Raw genomic sequence first — 16,184 nt, forward strand, 5'->3', positions numbered from 1 at the left:
TATAGTTATGACAACATATATATGTCAATATATGGGATATGCTGAAGGGATGGCGGACAACACTGAGGCTGCAGCGCGCAGGCGCGAATTGGCCATGCTTCTGCGGGACCTCTCCTGGACCATTCACAGGCGTGTCCCGGAAGTGACCGGGATCGACCTCCTGACGTCCACGGATTTGGCTGTGCTGAAGCATGTGCTGGACGCACCGGGAATGACGGTGACTGAACTCTCAAGAGACATGGCGCTGAAGCAGAGCAACGCGAGCGCGGCCGTCCGCACCCTCACGGAGCGCGGCCTGGTCACCAGGGAAAGCAGCTCAAGTGACCGCCGCGTGAGCAGGCTCTTCCCGACGGGCAAAGCCCTGGATCAGGATGAAGCCATCGCCGATGCTTGGGCGGGGCCCATTCGGAAGGCGCTTGCCGGCCTTGACGAACCGGAGGCGGCAGCATTGGATGCTGCGGTCCAAGCGCTCCGTACCCTCAACCAGTCGCTTAGGTCCGCTCAGGGTTCCTGACGATCTGCCGGCTCACTGCTTCTGGGGTCCGTGTTTTGGAGTTTTTGCGGAGAGCTCCGGCGAAACCTGCGGAAGCTGTAGCCAATGAGGCCCAGGGCAATCAGGCTCGAGATGATCAGCCCGGTCCCCGTGCCCCAGCCGCCGGGAAGCCACAGCTTGTCGGCATATGGCCACCACTGGGGCACCCTTGCCCAGACCCCCCAGACAATTCCTGCAGCCATGACGGCAAGGGCGCCGACAATGCTGACGCAGATGCGAGGCCAGGTTTGGACCCCCGTTGCCGCCGCCTGGAAGGCCTTCGCCTTCACCGGGCGCAGGAACCGCTGGGCCCACTCGTATCTCAGGGACAGGACGGCCAGCCCCGCCACTAGGCCGAGGAGGCCCGGCCCGGGGAGGACCAATGCCGCCAGTCCCAGCACGATCAGCGTCCATCCCGCCACTTCTATGCCGGTTCGCCTGACCCATGGCGGCAGTTTGCCGGTGTTCATTGCTTCCGTTCCGTGAGTGGAGCCTGGTCCTGGTGAATCATCTTCAAGCGCCGAGGCCTGCCTTGTCCACGCGGCGGTGGAAGCGCATGCCGGCCAGGCCGCCCAGAATTGCCCCGGCGAGGGCAACCAAGGCAGCTATGACGGCAGAAATAACAGCCGCCGCCGTATCGTCCCCGGAGAACTGGGGATAGGTGTTCAGCTGGGCGTTAATGTCCAGCTCGTTCCCTGCAATCATTCCGATCAGGGCCAGCACGAGGGCAATGATGATCCCCCACACCCAAACCGCCACTCCTTGCTTAACGCCGTTGAACCGAGCCATCCGGCCGGCAACGTAACCACCGCAGAAGTAAGCCACGAAAAGAATGACCGTGAGCAGAACGGCTCCGGCAATCCCTGCTCCCTCCGGATTTGAGGCTGCCTCGCCGGCTGCATCAACATTGTTGGCAAGCAGCGCAGCCCCGAAGGCGGTGGCGATGGCGCTCAGCAGCACTGTGGTTCCCGCCGTGGTCAGCCATCCGAAGAAGGCGGACCCAACTTTGACGCCGCCAAACTGGTCCTTCTCCCGGTCGACAACCTGTTCGCGGCTGGTGGCATCAGTGTCCCGGTTGGAACCCGGGACTGCGTGTGCTGCGTGGGTGCCTGTGCCCTCGCCTGCTGGATGAACGTTGGACGGGGTTGCTTTGCGCTCCGGCTGGCCCGCCGGCCCTGGATTGGTACTCATGACAGAACTCCCTTTCCTGTGCGGTGTCCCCCATTCCTATAACCAGACTAGGAACAATCACCCCAAAAAGACAGCTTGCTTACTACTTCCCTGTTTGGCTCCCAGACAGCGGGTCAACCCGCCCCGGGGGCCGCGGGACATTACGAGGAAGCTTCGGCCTCCGAGGCAGGGGTTTCCTCGTCCACTTCCAGGGCGGGCTGTTCCTCGCGTTCCTCGTCTCGGCCCCCGTCCTGCTCCTGGGACTTGGCTGCTTCCACGAGCCGTGCCGTTACCTCGTCGTTGAACTCGTCCCGCGTGCCGGCCAAATTGTTTTCCATGGCGTCGGCTCCGGGGTTGACGTTGCGGTCCTGGGTACTCATCTTGTTCTCCTGCCGGTGATGTGGGCTGCGCGTACCTGCCCAGCCTTGCACAGTGTGCCGGAATCAGTGTCCGGCTACGGCGGCCAGATCCCGGCGCACGGCTGCGGACTCCCGGTCCAGCGGCATGTTTCCGGGATCTCCGACGCCGTCCAAAGCGCCCTGCGGATCACGTTCCAGCGGAGCGAAGAACCCGTCGAAGTCGATGGTGGCGGAGCCGGTTTCCGAGATCAGCACCAGGGTCTTGCCCACCGCTTCCCCGGAACCGACTGCATGCACCAGAACCTGGGCAATCTGGCGGCGGGACACCGCGCCGTCGACCGGTGTGCCGGTGTGCCTCGGATCCCCCTGCAAGGCCACGAGGCGCTGCTGGCCGGCATCGTTGTAATCGAACCAGCCCGGCCGAACAATGGTGTAGGGCAGGCCGCTGGCCCGCACCAGGCGCTCCGAGCGGCGCTTCCAGTCGAGCATTTCCGCGAAACTGCCGGAACGGCTGGTCAGCCCGATGGCGGTCATGAGGACAATCCGGACCTGCCGGTTGCCCAGCGCCTCCAGCACATTGCGTACTCCGCCGTAGTCGACGCTTTCGGCACTTTCCCCGCTTTCCGACCCCAGAGTGAGGATGACGGCATCAACTCTCTCCACGGCCGCCTGCAGGGTCTGAGGCCGGGTCACGTCCCCCACGACGACGTCGGCATCCTCGGGCAGCAGCCGGGACGCCTTGGCCCGGTTCCGCACCAGGGCCCGGGTGGCGTAGCCCTGGCGCAGTGCTTCCGCGACCACCAGGTGGCCGATGCTGCCGGTGGCACCGACAACCAGGATGGTGGTCATGGGATCTCCTTCGCTATGGGCCTTGAGCCCGGACAGCTGCGGTAATTCGAGCGTCGCACACAGGGTGTTGCGCCGGTACCCTGAGGTGAACTCCACCCAATCAGCCGCCAAAAAACCGGAGCGTAACCATGTCCCTGCGCATGAAGCTTGTACGGCTGGCCCTGAGTGCGGCGCCAAGGCCCTTTCGGACGGAGGAAGCGGTCCGGCGCACCGCCGGCCGGCGGCGCTCCCCGAACGTCCCCTTGGCCCTCCGCCGCAGATGCCGCGTTGGGAGGAATACGGTTGAGGGGTTTCCGGTCATCACCCTGACACCCCGCCATCCGTCCGGCACTGGTCTTCCGTCCGGTGCAGAGCTGATGTACCTGCACGGAGGTGCCTACGTTTTTCCGCTGCGGCGGCCGCACTGGTGGATCATTTCGGCCATCATCCGGCGTACCGGGGCAACGGTTACGGTGCCGCTGTACGGCCTGGCGCCGCAGCACTCCGTGGCGGAGGCGCTGCCGTTTGTCGATGCGGTATGTGAAGGCATCCGCCGCCGCTCGCCCGCAGCCCCCCTTTTTCTGGCCGGTGATTCGGCCGGCGGCGGCCTGGCCCTGGCCCACCTGATAGACCGCCGGAACCGGGGAAAAGCCCGGCCCGACGCCGTATTCCTGGTTGCTCCCTGGGTGGACTGCAGTATGACCAACCCAGCCATTGAGCGGCTGCAGCGGCACGATCCTCTGCTGGATGTCCCCGGGCTCCTCTATGCCGCCCGGCTTTGGGCGGACGGCCTGCCCCTGGACTCGTGGCGGGTCAGCCCCGTCAATGACACCCTCGAGGACCTCCCTCCCATCCTTCTTTTCCAGGGCGGCAGCGACCTGCTGCTGCCGGACGCTGAGCGGTTCGCAGCCAAGGCAGCGGCCGCGGGGACGCCCGTGGAACTGCAGGTTGCCCCGGACGGATTCCACGTTTATGTGGTGGCTGCCTTCACCCCGGAAGCCGCCAGCGCCCTGGACCGTATTGCCGGCGTTGTGAAGGGTGCGGCAGTGAAGCCGGCGTGACCCTCCTCCGCTGCGGCCGGGCCGGTCCATACGCTCTCCGAAGAAGCCCCATAAAGAAATTGCACCTAGTGCATCGGTGCACTTAGTGTAGAAGCGTGCTTCCAGACTCTTCCCCCGACCGCCGCGCCGCCCTTAAAAGCCGCCACCGGCAGGCCATTGTCGATGCCGCCGCAGCGCTGATGGAGGAACGGACGGGAATCGACTTCACCGTGGATGAGCTGGCCGTGCGCGCGGATGTCTCCCGGCGCACCGTCTTCAACCATTTCTCCTCAGTGGATGACGTGGTGATTGAAGTGTGCGGCGACGTGCTCAACGCCGTCGTCGAAACCCTGGCGGAAGTGCCGCCGGAGGGCGGCGGCACCGAGGCATCGATGATGGAAGAAGTGGCGGAAGCATTCCGCTCCACCGATTTGGTGGCTCCCATGGCCTACCTGACCCGCATGCTGGGCGGACCCAACGAAGAGTCGTCCCCGCGCCAGGCGCTGATGACCCTCCGCGTTTTTACGGAGGTGAGCAACCGGCTGCTGGCCGCTATGCTCCGCCGCCGACCGGACGCGGACAAACTTGCCGTCCACCTCCTGGTGGGATCCGTCGCCGGCGGCGTGGGGGTCCTGTACCACCACTGGGCCGCGGAAACAGCCGCCGTGGATACGCCTCAGTCACGCGAGGTCTGGACCCGGCACCTGGAACGGCTCATCCGAGCAGTCCGGAACGGCCACGGCACCGAATCGCCGCCCAGGCAAATGGCCTAAAACTTCCCTATCCCGTCCACCCCCTGTTAGGACTCTCATGGCTGAATTCCTCTACCGACTAGGCCGGGCGGCTGCACGCCGTGCCCGTATCGTGTTGGCGGTCTGGATCGCAGTACTGGTGGTTGCCGGAGCGGCATTTGCGCTCTTCGGCGGCACACTGGCCACCTCGTTTTCCATCCCCAACACCCCCACCACGCAGGTGACCGAACGCCTCCAGGAAAAACTTCCGCAGGCCTCCGGCGGAGCGGGTTCGGTAATTGTCCAGACTGAAGACGGCTCCGCCTTCAGCCCGGAACAGCAGCAGGAGATCTCCGCCCTGGTCACCAAGGCAGGAGAGCTCGACGGCGTGGAAACGGTCGTCGACCCCTTTGCCACCGAGGCTGACCGGGCCGCCCAGGCCCAGCAGCTGGCCCAGGGGCAGGCACAGATCGACGCCGGCCGCGCCCAGCTGGAGCAGGCACGGGCTCAGCTCGACTCCGGCCAGGCCCAGCTTGATGCCGCGCGTGCGCAGGCCACTGCCGGGGGAGCATCGGCGGAGGTGCTGGCCGGGCTGGATGCGCAGCAGGCTGCCCTGGACGCCAACCGTGCCAAACTCGACGCTTCCAGCGCCGATCTTGAAGCACAGGCCCTTCCTGCCGAGCAGGGCGCCGAACTGCTGGAAATGGCCAAGGAAATCCGCACCGTTTCCGAAGACGGCAGCGCCGCCGTGGTGAACGTGGTCTTCAGCGAGACCCAGATGGAAGTGACGCAGGAAACGAAGGACGCTCTCGTGGCCGCCTTCGATGATGAGCCGATCGACGGCGTCAAGGTGGACTACTCCGCTGAAGTTGCCGCAGCCGTCCCCAGCCTCTTCGGTGTTGGCGAAGTGGTGGGCCTCGCCGTCGCCGCAGTGGTGCTGGTGGTCATGCTGGGCAGCTTCATCGCCGCCGGGCTGCCGCTGCTGACCGCGCTGATCGGCGTCGGCATCGGTGCCCTGGGCGCGCTGGCCTTCTCCGGCGTCGTCGAAATGGCCTCCATCACCCCCATCCTGGGTCTGATGCTCGGCCTGGCCGTCGGCATCGACTACGCCCTGTTCATCGTCAACCGGCACCGGCGCCAGCTGAAGTCCGGCTACGCCATCCAGGAATCCATTGCCCTGGCCAACGGCACCTCCGGCAATGCCGTGGTGTTCGCCGGCGCAACCGTGTTCATCGCGCTGCTGGCCCTGAATGTCACCGGGATTCCCTTCCTGGGCCTGATGGGCAGCGTTGGTGCAGCCTGTGTTGCGGTTGCCGTGCTGATCGCCGTCACCCTGACGCCGGCCCTGCTGAAGATCGCCGGCATGCGCGTGCTCAGCCGCAAGGAACGTGCCGCCCTCGAGGGGCACGGCGATGCCGCCCGCCGCGGCCCCAAGCACTCAGCCGCGACGACGGACGGCCCGGCAGCCGGAAACGGCCGTCCCGAGAGTGTGCCTGCCAAGCCCATGGGCACCGGACGCGCCATCCTTACCGTGGTCGCCGCCGTCGCCGGACTGCTGCTGATCGCGATCCCCGCGCTGGATCTGCGGCAGAACCTGCCGGACGGCTCGTCCGAGGCGCATGACTCCAGCCAGTACCAGGCCTACGCTGCGGTATCCGAGAAATTCGGTGAAGGCCAGAACGGCACCCTGCTGGTAGTGGCAGAGCTGCCCGGAGAGCTCACAGAAGAAGAAACCACGGCAGCCCAGGCGGAAATTGCCCGGGCCCTGTTCGATCAGCAGGACGTCTCTGCAGTTGCTCCGATCGGCACCTCCGAGGACCGGACGGTGGCTGCCTTCCAGGTGGTTCCGACCGAAGGACCCACCAGCGAGTCCACTGAAAACCTCGTGCACGCCCTCCGGGACCTTTCCCCGCTGGACGGCAAGTATGAGATTGGCGTGGCCGGATCCGCGAGCGGCAACATCGACATCTCGGACAAGCTGTCCGACGCGCTGCCGATCTACCTCGGCGTCGTGGTGGGCCTGTCACTGCTGATCCTGATCCTGGTCTTCCGTTCCATCTTCGTGCCGGTGATTGCGACCCTGGGCTTTATCCTGTCCTACTTCGCAGCCCTGGGCGGCGTCGTGGCCATCTACCAGTGGGGCTGGCTCTCCGGCGTCTTCGGCGTGGAGACCCCCGGCCCGATTCTGAGCTTCCTGCCGACCATCCTCGTGGGCATTCTCTTTGGCCTGGCCATGGACTACATGCTCTTCCTGGGGTCGGGCATGCGCGAGGCCTACGCCCACGGAGCCCCGGCGCGTGTCGCCGTGGTCCAGGGTGTGCGGGCCGGCCGCTCAGTGGTGACCGCCGCAGCCATCATCATGGCGTCCGTGTTCGGCGGCTTCATCTTCTCGCACAGCACCATGATCCGGCCCATTGGCTTTGCGCTGGCCTTCGGTGTCCTTCTGGATGCCTTCGTGGTGCGGATGCTGCTGATTCCGGCGCTTATGCACCTGGCCGGGGACAAGGCCTGGTGGCTGCCCAAGTGGCTGGACCGGATCGTGCCGGATGTCGACGTCGAGGGTGCGTCCCTGGAACGCCGCCATCCGCATGAGGACGCGCAGCCGGCGTCGCCCGTCGAAACAGCCGGCACGTCGCCCGCTGTTGCCGAAGCGGACGACGGCGTTTCCGCCCGCCGCTGATCCCTTCAGCTCTGCAGTGCCCGGTGCCGCCCCTCTCCGTTTGGAGGTGGGCGGCACCTCCGTTTTAACTCTCCGGCGACCCGCAGCCCGCGGCCCTTGTCAACGGCGTTGACAGGGAATCCGGGCGAGGTCTAAAGTGGGTGTCAACGCTGTTGACACCCAGCTGCCGTTTCCAAGGAGCACCATGCAGGATTCCGAGTCTTCCCCCTTCCAGGAGTCCTCCGCTGAAACGCGCCGGCGCATCGCCGAAGCGGCAGCCCGGCTCTTTTCCGAGCAGGGTTTCCAAAACACATCCGTGCGGTCCATAGCCGCGGCAGCCGGTGCCGACGCCGCACTGGTGATTCGCTATTTCGGCAGCAAGGAAGACCTGTTCCTGGCCACCATCCGGATGCACCGGGCGTTTGAGCAGGCGCTGCAGGCTCCGCTGCCGGACCTGGCCGGTGCGCTGGTGGGGGCGGCCGCAAAGATGCGCGGCACCCGGGCCCTGCGCGTCTACGGCATCCTCATGCGGGCCTCGGGCAACAAAAAGGTAGGGCAGAACCTCGCCCAGGCGATCGAGGACGGGCTTGTGCAACCGCTGACAGAACGGCTGGACGGACCGCAGCCACGCGTGCGCAGCACGCTGATCACCGCGCAGCTGCTGGGACTTCTGGACGCCCTCGCCCTCCGCGGAGACACCGCCCTGATGGAGGCGGACGAGCACACTTTGGCCGCCCTTTACGGGCCGGCAGTGAATGCACTGATTTTTCCGGTGTCGTAAGGGCACCGGCGCACCGCAAGAGAAACGCAGGAGAACACCATGAACCGTTTGCAAAACAAGGTTGCCGTCATCACCGGAGGTGCCAGCGGCATCGGGCGGGCCGCCGCCGTAATGATGGCTGCGGAGGGCGCCGCCGTAATGATCGGTGACCTGGATCCGGACAAAGCAGCCCAGGCGGCCGTTGAAATTACCGCGGCAGGCGGCCGCGCCGTCGGCCGCGCCGTGAATGCAATGGAGGAGGAATCGCTGCACGGGCTCGTGGAGTCCGCGGTGGAAGAATTCGGCGCCCTGCACATCATGTGCAACCACGTGGGCGGCAGCAATCCACGCAAAGACCTCGATCTCCTGCGCATGGACATGGCCGAATTTGACCGGACGATGGCCCTGAACGTGCGCAGCACGGTGGTTGGTTCCCGCGCTGCCCTGCCCCACATTATTGCCGCCGGGGGCGGATCCATCATCAACACCGCCTCCGTTGCCGGGATCTCCGGCGACTTCCTGCAGGCAGCGTACGGAACAGCCAAAGCCGCAGTGATCCGTCTGACCCAGTACATTGCCACCCAGTACGGCGAGCAGTACGTGCGGTGCAACGCGATTGCCCCCGGCGCCATTATGACTCCGGCACTGCGGGACAACCTTTCGGCGGACGTCATCGAGTCCATCCGGGGGCACAACTCGCTGCCGTTCATTGGAGCTCCGGAGGATATTGCCGCCGCCATGGTGTTCCTGGCCTCGGATGAGTCCCGGTACATCACCGGCCAGCTCCTGACCGTTGACGGCGGGATGTCCAGCCACAGCGCCATTGCGGACGGCCGCAAGAGCATGCTGTCCTAGACCCTCGTGCCGGGTCCGTCGGGTGGCCGAACGGATCGGAGCGGCGAAGGTGTCCCTCGCCCGGGCCGCGGCGCAGGGAGGGCGGGCAGCAACGGTGTGACGGCTGCGAGCAGCCGGTCCGGCTCGCTGCAGGACACTAGCACGTCGGTATACCTGCAGCCGATGCGAACCGATGGCCCGCCCACAAGGTAGCCGGTGCCACCCGGAAGGATGCGCAGGCCCATGCCCTCGCGCAGGCCGGTGACCGGGCCTGCGGAGATGGCCGTAATCTCGCGGTAGGGAACCTCGGTGGAGATGATGCCGGCCACGCGGAGGTGAAGGCTCTGCGGTCCCACGCGGATCTGCGCCCGCATCATCACGATGGGGGCGATGATCGCGGCGACGAACAGGCCGGGCAGCAGGACACCCGCGCCGGCCTCGGCGGCGGCAGCTGCGGTCCCGGCCAGGACGGCAAGTCCCAGGAAACCGAGAAGGAGCCGGTACCGTGTTGGCATCCGCGTCCGGAACGTCAGCGTTGATGCGCCAGTGTCATCCCCCGAAGTCATGGCGCCATTGTGCCGGACGGGTGCCCGGTTTGTCCCCTTTCAGCCGTTTCAGGCAATTCCCCTGCAGGGCTCCGCAGCCACCGGACGTGGAAGGCACCCGTCAACATACTGTCCGTAGAGCTTCCGCCTTTATGGCCGCCGGCATCAAATACGGTGGTGCCCGGCGACGGCGGTGGTTACTCTGTTGAACATTCCACCAGCGCCGTCTGAGGAGAACAACATGCCGCGTCTGCCTTTGGTTCATTACGTCGACAAGCTTGAAGGGGCGGCCTGGCTGGATCCCGCCGCAGGAGCGGTGGCCGGGCTGGTCAAGAAGGCGGTGCCCTCGGGGAAGGTCGCCGATGCGCTGCACGGCGTTCCGCTGGGGCATCCGGTGCATCCGCTGATGGTGGTTGTTCCGCTGGGTGCCTGGGTTTCCGCGGCTGTCCTGGATCTGTTGCCGGGCAACCGGAGGGCCGCCAAAACGCTGGTCGGTCTGGGTGTTTTGTCTGCGGTTCCCTCGGCGCTGACCGGCGTCACCGACTTTTCCCAGCTGGACACGCCGCAGCAGCGAACCGGGATAGTGCATCAGGCCAGCAACGCCGTTGCCACCGTCCTGTACGCCGCCTCGTGGCTGGCCCGAAACCGCGGCGACCATGGAAAGGGAAAGATGCTGGCTTTCGGCGGCCTGGCCGTTTCCGGCGTCGGCGGCTTCCTCGGCGGCCACCTCTCCTATCGCCAGGGCGCGGGAGTGAACCGCAACGAAGATCTTTCGGAAGAAGTCCCCGCCGGATGGCACTCGCTCGGCCCCGTGGAGGCGTTCGCGGCCGGACAGCCGCGGGCGGCCTCACTGGGCAGCATTCCGCTGATGGTGCTGCGCCGCGCGGGAACGGACGCGGCCGCCGTCTCGGTGCTGGCGGACACCTGCTCCCATCTGGGGGGACCGCTGCATGAAGGGCACCTTCAGGAAACCGGCGGTCAGCTGTGCGTCGTCTGCCCCTGGCACGGCAGTACCTTCTCGGTTGAGAGCGGCGAAGTAATGCGCGGTCCGGCCACGGCGCCGCAGCCGGTATTCCAGACCCGGGTCCGCGGCGGCCAGCTCGAAGTCAGCCTCACGGGCGCCGAGGACTAATTGTGGCGGGGAACCCGCCAATCAAAACCCACAGTCAAGAAGGGTGCCAGCTCATTGCGTGCCAGTCCATGGAACACCAGGCGTTCGTGCGGAACTACCAATGGCGGGAGCGCGTCCAGCGGAAACCACTGCAGGTCCGTGGCCTTCTCCGGTTCCTGAACTGCCGGTTCTCCGGTCCACCCCGTGCAGAGGAAGAAGAAGTCAACGCGGTCCGCACCGCCCGGGTCGCTGCGGTGCAGGGCGGTCAGCGGCACCAGGTGATCGGCGTCGACCGTGAGCCCCAGTTCCTCTCTGGTCTCCCGCACGGCGCACGCGACGGCGGACTCTCCCGTCTCCACATGCCCGGCTGCCGCCGTTGCCCAGTAGCCGTCCAGATAGCCGGTGGTGCCGCGCCGCTGCAGCAGGACCGAATTCCCCTTACGGAAGATCACGCAGGAGACCGCCGCGAGCCCGGAAGGCCTAACGGACCCGGAAATTTCCCCGCGGGTTCCGGCGCTCAGGGCAGGATCAATTCGATCAGGGGCAAGGCCGGCGGGGGATCCGTGGCGAGCCGGGCGTGTGTTTCGACGTCGAACCTTTCCATTCCGTAGCGCAGCTTCGCACGCTGGATTCCCTCCGGTTTAAACCCGGCGGATCCTGCCACCGCGCAGGAGGCGGGATTGTTGGTGCGATGCCCCAGTTCCAAGCGGTGGAGCATCAGATCCGTCAGCGCCCAGTTACCCAGCGAGGCTGCCGCCCGGGCCGCCAAACCTCTTCCCCGCGACGGCGCCGCAAGCCAGTAGTACGTCCACGCCGTGCCGTGGCGTTCGTTGATGTTGCTGATGCCCACGTTTCCCACCACTGCACCGTCCATCTCCAGGGCCAGGTTGCAGGCGGCCTGCGGGTCCCAGCCCAGGTCTTCCCGGATGACCTGTTGCGCGCCTGCCCGCGTTCCGGCGCCGGCGTCGAGCTGGTGCTCCAGATCCGGGCTGCCGAGGTACGCGGCCACCAGGGCTCCGGCGTCGGACTGCAGCCAGGGCCGCAGGGAAAGCGAGGTCATGGGCCGAGGCTACCAGCCGCCGTCGTCCGGGGCTTCAGAGCGGGATCCGCAGCGGCAGCCTAACCGGCGGCTTGCGTTCAGGCTTCGGGCCGGCAGCGTTCCGCCTGGCTGCCCGCGCGCGTAGTCTCCAGTGATGAACCCGGTTCTGATTTGCCTGTGGATCCTTGCCGCCGCCTGTGCCGGAACCTGGGTACTGTCCCTGATCACGCGGGAGTACTCGTGGACGGACCGCATCTGGTCCCTGGTTCCCCTTGCGTATGTGTGGGTTTTCGCTGCGGCATCCGGCTTCGCGCCGCGGCTGGTGCTGATGGCGGTGTTGGTAACTTTGTGGGGCGCCCGGCTGACATTCAACTTCGCCCGCAAGGGCGGCTATGCGCCCGGCGGTGAAGATTACCGCTGGTCGATCCTCCGCCGGCGCCTAAAGCCGTGGCAGTTCGCCGCCTTCAATCTGGTGTTCATCAGTGTCTACCAAAACATCATCATTTTCCTGATGACCTTGCCGGCCCTCACCGTTTATGACCACAGCGCTCCGCTCAACGCCGGGGACTGGGTCCTGGCGGTGCTGTTTGTGGCTGCCCTGGCCGGAGAGACCGCGGCTGATCAGCAGCAGTGGGACTTTCACCAGTGGAAAGCCGCTGAACGGGAAGCGGGACGAACCCCCCGGCCGGGTTTCCGCCAAACAGGGCTGTTCCGTTTTTCCCGCCATCCCAATTTCTTTTTCGAACAGGCCCAGTGGTGGCTGTTTTACGGGTTTGCGGTGACGGCCACGGGCGGCTGGCTGCACTGGACCGTATTGGGCGCCGTGCTGCTGACCCTCCTCTTTGTCGGATCTACGGTGTTTACGGAGAGCATCTCGCGATCACGGTATCCGGACTACGTCCAGTACCAGCGCCGGACTTCGGCGATTATTCCGCTGCCGCCCCGGCACCGGCTGCGTCCGGCGGCGGGGCGGCAACCGGCCGGATAGGACATGCAACACGCCCGCGTGTTTTGCGTGCCACACTCTTGGCATTTTCGGACTACAATCTTTTCGACAGGTGTTGAATAACTGAGAACATCGTGTTCACACCTAAGGAGATTTGAAATGGCACGCGTAAGCGGCAAAGTAGCACTGATCAGCGGCGGCGCACGGGGCATGGGATCCGCGCATGCCCGTCGCCTCGTGGAAGAGGGCGCACGCGTCGTCATTGGCGACATCTTGGATGCCGAGGGGCAGAAGACGGCCGAACAGCTCGGCGAGAACGCCCGTTACGTCCACCTGGACGTCACCAAGCCCGAGGACTGGGAAGCGGCCGTCCAGACGGCGGTTACCGAGTTCGGCGGACTGGACGTGCTGGTCAACAACGCCGGCATCGCCAACTTCGGCCATATTGAGGACTTCACCCTCGATCAGTGGAACGCCATTGTGGGTATCAACCTGACCGGCGTTTTCCTGGGCATCAAGGCCGCCATTCCGGCCCTGAAGGAATCCAAGGCGGGCTCCATCATCAACATCTCCTCCACCGCAGGCCTGCAGGGTTTCGTGGAGCTGCCGGGCTACACCGCCACGAAGTACGCCGTGCGCGGCCTGACCAAGTCGGTGGCCCTGGACCTGGGCAAGTACGGGATCCGCGTGAATTCGGTGCACCCGGGCGTTATCAAAACCCCGATGACCGAGGGCATGGAGAACCCCATGAACCACGTGGCCCTGCGCCGCATGGGCGAGGCTGAGGAAGTCTCCAACATGGTCCTGTTCCTGGCCAGCGACGATTCGTCGTTCTCATCCGGAGCGGAGTTTGTGGTGGACGGCGGCGAAACCGCCGGACTCGCAAACCACTGACGGATAACACATAAGCTTGCGGCGTCCCCCAGCGCCGCGGCACGGAAGGGCTTCGCTTCGGCGGGGCCCTTCCGTGTATCTGAGAAGATAAGTCCTATGTCTGAACCGGAACTTTTCCCTGCGCTGCGGCGCCCCGCCCCGGAAGAGCCGCGGACCGCGCGTACCCGGGAGTCACTGGAGGCCGGTCTGCTGGCCCTGCTGCGCGATCATGATCTGGCAGATATCAGCGTTTCCGCCCTCTGCAAGCAGGCCGGAGTGCACCGCACCACCTTTTACGGCCACCACCGCAATATCTACGAGCTGGCTGCCTGCGTCTATGCAGGCGTGGTGGACCGGCTGGGCACGGTGGAAGTGCTGGACCAGCGGGGCACCGGAAAAACCGTTGCGGAAATCAGCACCCTGTATGTCGACGCCGTCCGGCTGATCCTGCAGCACACCCGTGAAGAGGAACGGGTTTACCGCGCGCTCTTCCACACCGGAACGTTCATGGGTGTTCTGGCGGACAATCTGGCGCGGCGGTTCCTGCTCTCGCTGTATGTGTGGCAGGGCTACTCTTTGGTGCCGCCCGTGGACCCGGAGGTCATTGCCGCATTCCTCGGCGGGGCCTACGCCTCGTGGATTGAGCAATGGGTGGTCCGGGAGGACGACGACGTCGAAGCCTGGCTGGCTTCGCTGGTTCACCTGCTGCCCGCCTGGTGGCCGCGGGAGGGTTTCCCGACAGCCGATTAAGCGGCAAAGGCAGGGACAGGCACGGTGAGGCGGGCTACTCAGAGCCGGTGCAGGGATCCGCGCAGGGAAGCCAGATCCGGATAGCCGTTGACCGCCATGGTCAGGTCCGCTTCGGCGAGCAGGCTGCGCATCACGTGTGTGATTCCCACCTGGCCGCCCACTGCCAGCCCATAGACGTAAGGCCTGCCGATTCCCACCGCGGTTGCCCCGAGGGCGAGCGCGCGGAGCGCGTCCACCCCGGAACGGACCCCCGAATCGAAGAGGACCGGGGCGCCGTCGGCCGCTTCCACCACGCCGGGCAGGCAATCAATCGCAGGGATGCCGCCGTTGGCCTGCCGGCCGCCGTGGTTGGAGCAGTAAATGCCGTCCATTCCCCCGTCGAGGGCGCGCCGGGTGTCCTCCGGAGAGCAGATGCCCTTGAGCAAAATGGGCAGCGAGGTCAGGGAGCGGAACCAGGCCAGATCCTCCCAGGTCATGGAGGGGTTGCCGAACAGTGAGGCCCAGAGCATCACCGCGGCGGCGGGGTCGGTGGAGCCCTGTTCCGCCAGCAGCTTCTTGAACCGGTCATCGGTGAGGTAATTGGCCAGGCACTGGCCCGAGAGCATGGGCAGGTAGGCGGCGCTGAGGTCCCGCGGACGCCAGCCGTTCACCCAGGTGTCCAGCGTGATGACGATTCCCGCGTAGCCGGCTGCCTCGGCCCGGTGCACCAGGTTTTCCGCGAGTTCGCGGTCCGCCGGCGGGTAGAGCTGGAAGAACCCCGGGGTGTCGCCTCCCGCGGCACGAACCTGTTCCAGGGGCGCGGAGGCCAGCGTGGAGGCCACCATGGGGATGCCCAGCTCAGCCGACGACGCCGCTGCGGCCAGGTCGCCGTCGTCCGCCACCGCACCCAGGACTCCCACGGGCGCGAAGAACAGCGGCGTCGGCAGCTGATGTCCCAGCAGATCGATCCCCAGGTTCCGCTGCCGGGCGCCAACAAGCATCCGCGGCATGATGCCCAGCCGCTCGAAGGCGGCCACGTTGGCCCGCTGGGTGTGTTCATCGCCGGCGCCGCCGGCTACGTAGCCGAGTGTCCGGGGGTCCATGCTGACCTGTGCGAGCTCCTCCGTCGCGGCAAAACCCATCGGCAGATCCGGCAGCGTGCCCCGTGCCCCGTTCAGGTAGATGCCGAGCTGGTAGTCCCCGAAGTTGCTGCTCACGATTGTCCTCACGTTTGCTTCCGGCGCCGTCGCCGAAATGCTGTTGTGGCGGAAATGCTACTCCTGAATGGGGGAGACGGATTTCACAGCAGTGGTTTTCACGGCGCCGGTGAAGCGGCTCAGCCTGCCCTGAAGCCCGGCCCGCACTCCGGGCCACTCCGCGGCGAGTATTGAATACACCGCGGTGTCGCGCCAGGTGCCGTCCGCGCGGAGCTTCTCCCGCCGCAGGATGCCTTCGAAGATCCCGCCGATCTTCTCGATTGCGGCCCGGGACCGTGCGTTGCGGGAATCGGCCTGGATGCTGACGCGGCCGAATCCGGCACCGAAGGCATGCCCGAGCAGCAGGAGCTTGGTCTCGATGTTGACCGCAGTGCCCCAGACAGCCGGGCTGTAGGCGGTCCAGCCCAGCTGAACTGTCTCCTGCCGCAGGTTCAAATCTGCGAGGGTGCTGGTGCCCACCACGGGGCCGGGGATCCCGTCCCGGATCAGCCGTACCGCAAAGGGAAGTTCATCCCACCGGTAATACGTCAGAGCCCAGGCGGAGAAGGCATCCGGATCGGCGCGAAGTCCAGCCGGCCCGCCTCCGTAGCCGCCGGCAAAGACGTCCGGGACCGCGATGGCCCGGTGTAGGTCCGGCAGCAGATCGGCGGTCAGCGGCTCAAGCCGGACAAACCGGCCGGTGAGGAGGGCGGAGGCGGGGCGCACAGCAGTCATGACGCCAGTGTTGCATGCTTGTGGGGTGGGCGGAGTTGAGTGTTTTTCATTCCCCACATGTATCTACCCGCATGTTGCGGCAGGGCCCCTGGCCCTG

The 16,184-nt window shown here is 66.0% G+C and carries 19 protein-coding genes; 10 read left to right on the plus strand and 9 right to left on the minus strand.

Annotation, left to right across the window (positions count from 1 at the left end):
• Window positions 1-49: 49 nt before the first annotated feature.
• The gene (locus tag AC4D2W_RS15805) at window positions 50-514 is read left to right on the plus strand and encodes a MarR family winged helix-turn-helix transcriptional regulator (RefSeq protein WP_490927860.1); all 465 of its coding nucleotides are present in this window, start codon (window positions 50-52) and stop codon (window positions 512-514) included.
• Here the strand turns inward: AC4D2W_RS15805 and AC4D2W_RS15810 are convergent.
• The 4 genes from AC4D2W_RS15810 to AC4D2W_RS15825 form a co-directional block, all read right to left on the minus strand.
• A complete protein-coding gene (locus AC4D2W_RS15810; protein WP_490927861.1) occupies window positions 502-1,002 on the minus strand; it encodes a PGPGW domain-containing protein in 501 nt (166 codons plus the stop codon). The genes AC4D2W_RS15805 and AC4D2W_RS15810 overlap by 13 nt on opposite strands.
• 43 nt (window positions 1,003-1,045) lie before the next feature.
• Window positions 1,046-1,723: a YrzE family protein gene (locus tag AC4D2W_RS15815; RefSeq protein ID WP_490927862.1), complete on the minus strand. Its 678-nt coding sequence runs from the start codon at window positions 1,721-1,723 to the stop codon at window positions 1,046-1,048.
• Window positions 1,724-1,863: 140 nt separating this feature from the next.
• Window positions 1,864-2,082: a hypothetical protein gene (locus AC4D2W_RS15820; RefSeq protein WP_490927863.1), complete on the minus strand. Its 219-nt coding sequence runs from the start codon at window positions 2,080-2,082 to the stop codon at window positions 1,864-1,866.
• A gap of 63 nt (window positions 2,083-2,145) precedes the next feature.
• Entirely contained in the window at window positions 2,146-2,910 is a 765-nt protein-coding gene (locus AC4D2W_RS15825; RefSeq protein ID WP_490927864.1) for an SDR family oxidoreductase, read from the minus strand.
• A gap of 356 nt (window positions 2,911-3,266) precedes the next feature.
• On the opposite strand from AC4D2W_RS15825, the gene AC4D2W_RS15830 reads away from it, so the two are divergent.
• From AC4D2W_RS15830 to AC4D2W_RS15850, 5 genes are all read left to right on the plus strand, one after another.
• Entirely contained in the window at window positions 3,267-3,950 is a 684-nt protein-coding gene (locus AC4D2W_RS15830; protein WP_490927865.1) for an alpha/beta hydrolase fold domain-containing protein, read from the plus strand.
• 95 nt (window positions 3,951-4,045) lie between these two features.
• Entirely contained in the window at window positions 4,046-4,702 is a 657-nt protein-coding gene (locus AC4D2W_RS15835) for a TetR/AcrR family transcriptional regulator (RefSeq protein WP_490927866.1), read from the plus strand.
• 37 nt (window positions 4,703-4,739) lie between these two features.
• Entirely contained in the window at window positions 4,740-7,340 is a 2,601-nt protein-coding gene (locus AC4D2W_RS15840) for an MMPL family transporter (protein WP_490927867.1), read from the plus strand.
• A 184-nt stretch (window positions 7,341-7,524) separates the two neighbouring features.
• On the plus strand, window positions 7,525-8,100 hold the full coding sequence (locus AC4D2W_RS15845; RefSeq protein WP_490927868.1) for a TetR/AcrR family transcriptional regulator: 576 nt from the start codon (window positions 7,525-7,527) through the stop codon (window positions 8,098-8,100).
• Window positions 8,101-8,139: 39 nt separating this feature from the next.
• Complete coding sequence (locus AC4D2W_RS15850; protein WP_490927869.1) at window positions 8,140-8,934, plus strand: SDR family NAD(P)-dependent oxidoreductase; 795 nt, start codon at window positions 8,140-8,142, stop codon at window positions 8,932-8,934.
• Here AC4D2W_RS15850 and AC4D2W_RS15855 read toward each other — a convergent pair.
• Window positions 8,931-9,479: a hypothetical protein gene (locus AC4D2W_RS15855; RefSeq protein WP_490927870.1), complete on the minus strand. Its 549-nt coding sequence runs from the start codon at window positions 9,477-9,479 to the stop codon at window positions 8,931-8,933. The genes AC4D2W_RS15850 and AC4D2W_RS15855 overlap by 4 nt on opposite strands.
• A gap of 220 nt (window positions 9,480-9,699) precedes the next feature.
• Here AC4D2W_RS15855 and AC4D2W_RS15860 point away from each other — a divergent pair, with 220 nt between their 5' ends.
• Complete coding sequence (locus AC4D2W_RS15860) at window positions 9,700-10,590, plus strand: Rieske (2Fe-2S) protein (protein WP_490927871.1); 891 nt, start codon at window positions 9,700-9,702, stop codon at window positions 10,588-10,590.
• Here AC4D2W_RS15860 and AC4D2W_RS15865 read toward each other — a convergent pair.
• On the minus strand, window positions 10,587-11,090 hold the full coding sequence (locus AC4D2W_RS15865) for an NUDIX hydrolase (RefSeq protein ID WP_490927884.1): 504 nt from the start codon (window positions 11,088-11,090) through the stop codon (window positions 10,587-10,589). The two genes, AC4D2W_RS15860 and AC4D2W_RS15865, sit on opposite strands and share 4 nt — an antisense overlap.
• Window positions 11,087-11,629 (minus strand): GNAT family N-acetyltransferase, encoded by a 543-nt coding sequence (locus AC4D2W_RS15870; protein WP_490927872.1) that lies wholly within the window; start codon window positions 11,627-11,629, stop codon window positions 11,087-11,089. Before AC4D2W_RS15870 ends, AC4D2W_RS15865 begins: the two co-directional genes overlap by 4 nt.
• Before the next feature lie 133 nt (window positions 11,630-11,762).
• On the opposite strand from AC4D2W_RS15870, the gene AC4D2W_RS15875 reads away from it, so the two are divergent.
• The 3 genes from AC4D2W_RS15875 to AC4D2W_RS15885 all read left to right on the plus strand — a co-directional run bounded on the left by AC4D2W_RS15875 (window position 11,763) and on the right by AC4D2W_RS15885 (window position 14,177).
• Window positions 11,763-12,596: a DUF1295 domain-containing protein gene (locus tag AC4D2W_RS15875; RefSeq protein ID WP_490927873.1), complete on the plus strand. Its 834-nt coding sequence runs from the start codon at window positions 11,763-11,765 to the stop codon at window positions 12,594-12,596.
• Between the two features lie 117 nt (window positions 12,597-12,713).
• Entirely contained in the window at window positions 12,714-13,448 is a 735-nt protein-coding gene (locus AC4D2W_RS15880; RefSeq protein ID WP_490927874.1) for a glucose 1-dehydrogenase, read from the plus strand.
• A 96-nt stretch (window positions 13,449-13,544) separates the two neighbouring features.
• On the plus strand, window positions 13,545-14,177 hold the full coding sequence (locus AC4D2W_RS15885; RefSeq protein WP_490927875.1) for a TetR/AcrR family transcriptional regulator: 633 nt from the start codon (window positions 13,545-13,547) through the stop codon (window positions 14,175-14,177).
• A 38-nt stretch (window positions 14,178-14,215) separates the two neighbouring features.
• Here AC4D2W_RS15885 and AC4D2W_RS15890 read toward each other — a convergent pair whose 3' ends face one another.
• Window positions 14,216-15,373: an alpha-hydroxy-acid oxidizing protein gene (locus AC4D2W_RS15890; RefSeq protein ID WP_490927876.1), complete on the minus strand. Its 1,158-nt coding sequence runs from the start codon at window positions 15,371-15,373 to the stop codon at window positions 14,216-14,218.
• Window positions 15,374-15,430: 57 nt separating this feature from the next.
• The gene (locus tag AC4D2W_RS15895; RefSeq protein WP_490927877.1) at window positions 15,431-16,087 is read right to left on the minus strand and encodes a GNAT family N-acetyltransferase; all 657 of its coding nucleotides are present in this window, start codon (window positions 16,085-16,087) and stop codon (window positions 15,431-15,433) included.
• Window positions 16,088-16,184 lie beyond the last annotated feature (97 nt).

Source organism: Arthrobacter sp. TJ-58, from assembly GCF_058269295.1.

Excerpts from the sequence above, each read along its gene's own strand:
- AC4D2W_RS15805 (WP_490927860.1), top strand. The coding sequence starts at position 50 with ATGGCGGACAACACTGAGGCTGCAGCGCGCAGGCGCGAATTGGCCATG.
- AC4D2W_RS15875 (WP_490927873.1), top strand. The coding sequence starts at position 11,763 with ATGAACCCGGTTCTGATTTGCCTGTGGATCCTTGCCGCCGCCTGTGCC.
- AC4D2W_RS15885 (WP_490927875.1), top strand. The coding sequence starts at position 13,545 with ATGTCTGAACCGGAACTTTTCCCTGCGCTGCGGCGCCCCGCCCCGGAA.
- AC4D2W_RS15830 (WP_490927865.1), top strand. The coding sequence starts at position 3,267 with ATGTACCTGCACGGAGGTGCCTACGTTTTTCCGCTGCGGCGGCCGCAC.
- AC4D2W_RS15825 (WP_490927864.1), bottom strand. The coding sequence starts at position 2,910 with ATGACCACCATCCTGGTTGTCGGTGCCACCGGCAGCATCGGCCACCTG.
- AC4D2W_RS15870 (WP_490927872.1), bottom strand. The coding sequence starts at position 11,629 with ATGACCTCGCTTTCCCTGCGGCCCTGGCTGCAGTCCGACGCCGGAGCC.
- AC4D2W_RS15860 (WP_490927871.1), top strand. The coding sequence starts at position 9,700 with ATGCCGCGTCTGCCTTTGGTTCATTACGTCGACAAGCTTGAAGGGGCG.
- AC4D2W_RS15880 (WP_490927874.1), top strand. The coding sequence starts at position 12,714 with ATGGCACGCGTAAGCGGCAAAGTAGCACTGATCAGCGGCGGCGCACGG.
- AC4D2W_RS15850 (WP_490927869.1), top strand. The coding sequence starts at position 8,140 with ATGAACCGTTTGCAAAACAAGGTTGCCGTCATCACCGGAGGTGCCAGC.
- AC4D2W_RS15840 (WP_490927867.1), top strand. The coding sequence starts at position 4,740 with ATGGCTGAATTCCTCTACCGACTAGGCCGGGCGGCTGCACGCCGTGCC.
- AC4D2W_RS15855 (WP_490927870.1), bottom strand. The coding sequence starts at position 9,479 with ATGACTTCGGGGGATGACACTGGCGCATCAACGCTGACGTTCCGGACG.
- AC4D2W_RS15820 (WP_490927863.1), bottom strand. The coding sequence starts at position 2,082 with ATGAGTACCCAGGACCGCAACGTCAACCCCGGAGCCGACGCCATGGAA.
- AC4D2W_RS15810 (WP_490927861.1), bottom strand. The coding sequence starts at position 1,002 with ATGAACACCGGCAAACTGCCGCCATGGGTCAGGCGAACCGGCATAGAA.
- AC4D2W_RS15845 (WP_490927868.1), top strand. The coding sequence starts at position 7,525 with ATGCAGGATTCCGAGTCTTCCCCCTTCCAGGAGTCCTCCGCTGAAACG.
- AC4D2W_RS15815 (WP_490927862.1), bottom strand. The coding sequence starts at position 1,723 with ATGAGTACCAATCCAGGGCCGGCGGGCCAGCCGGAGCGCAAAGCAACC.
- AC4D2W_RS15895 (WP_490927877.1), bottom strand. The coding sequence starts at position 16,087 with ATGACTGCTGTGCGCCCCGCCTCCGCCCTCCTCACCGGCCGGTTTGTC.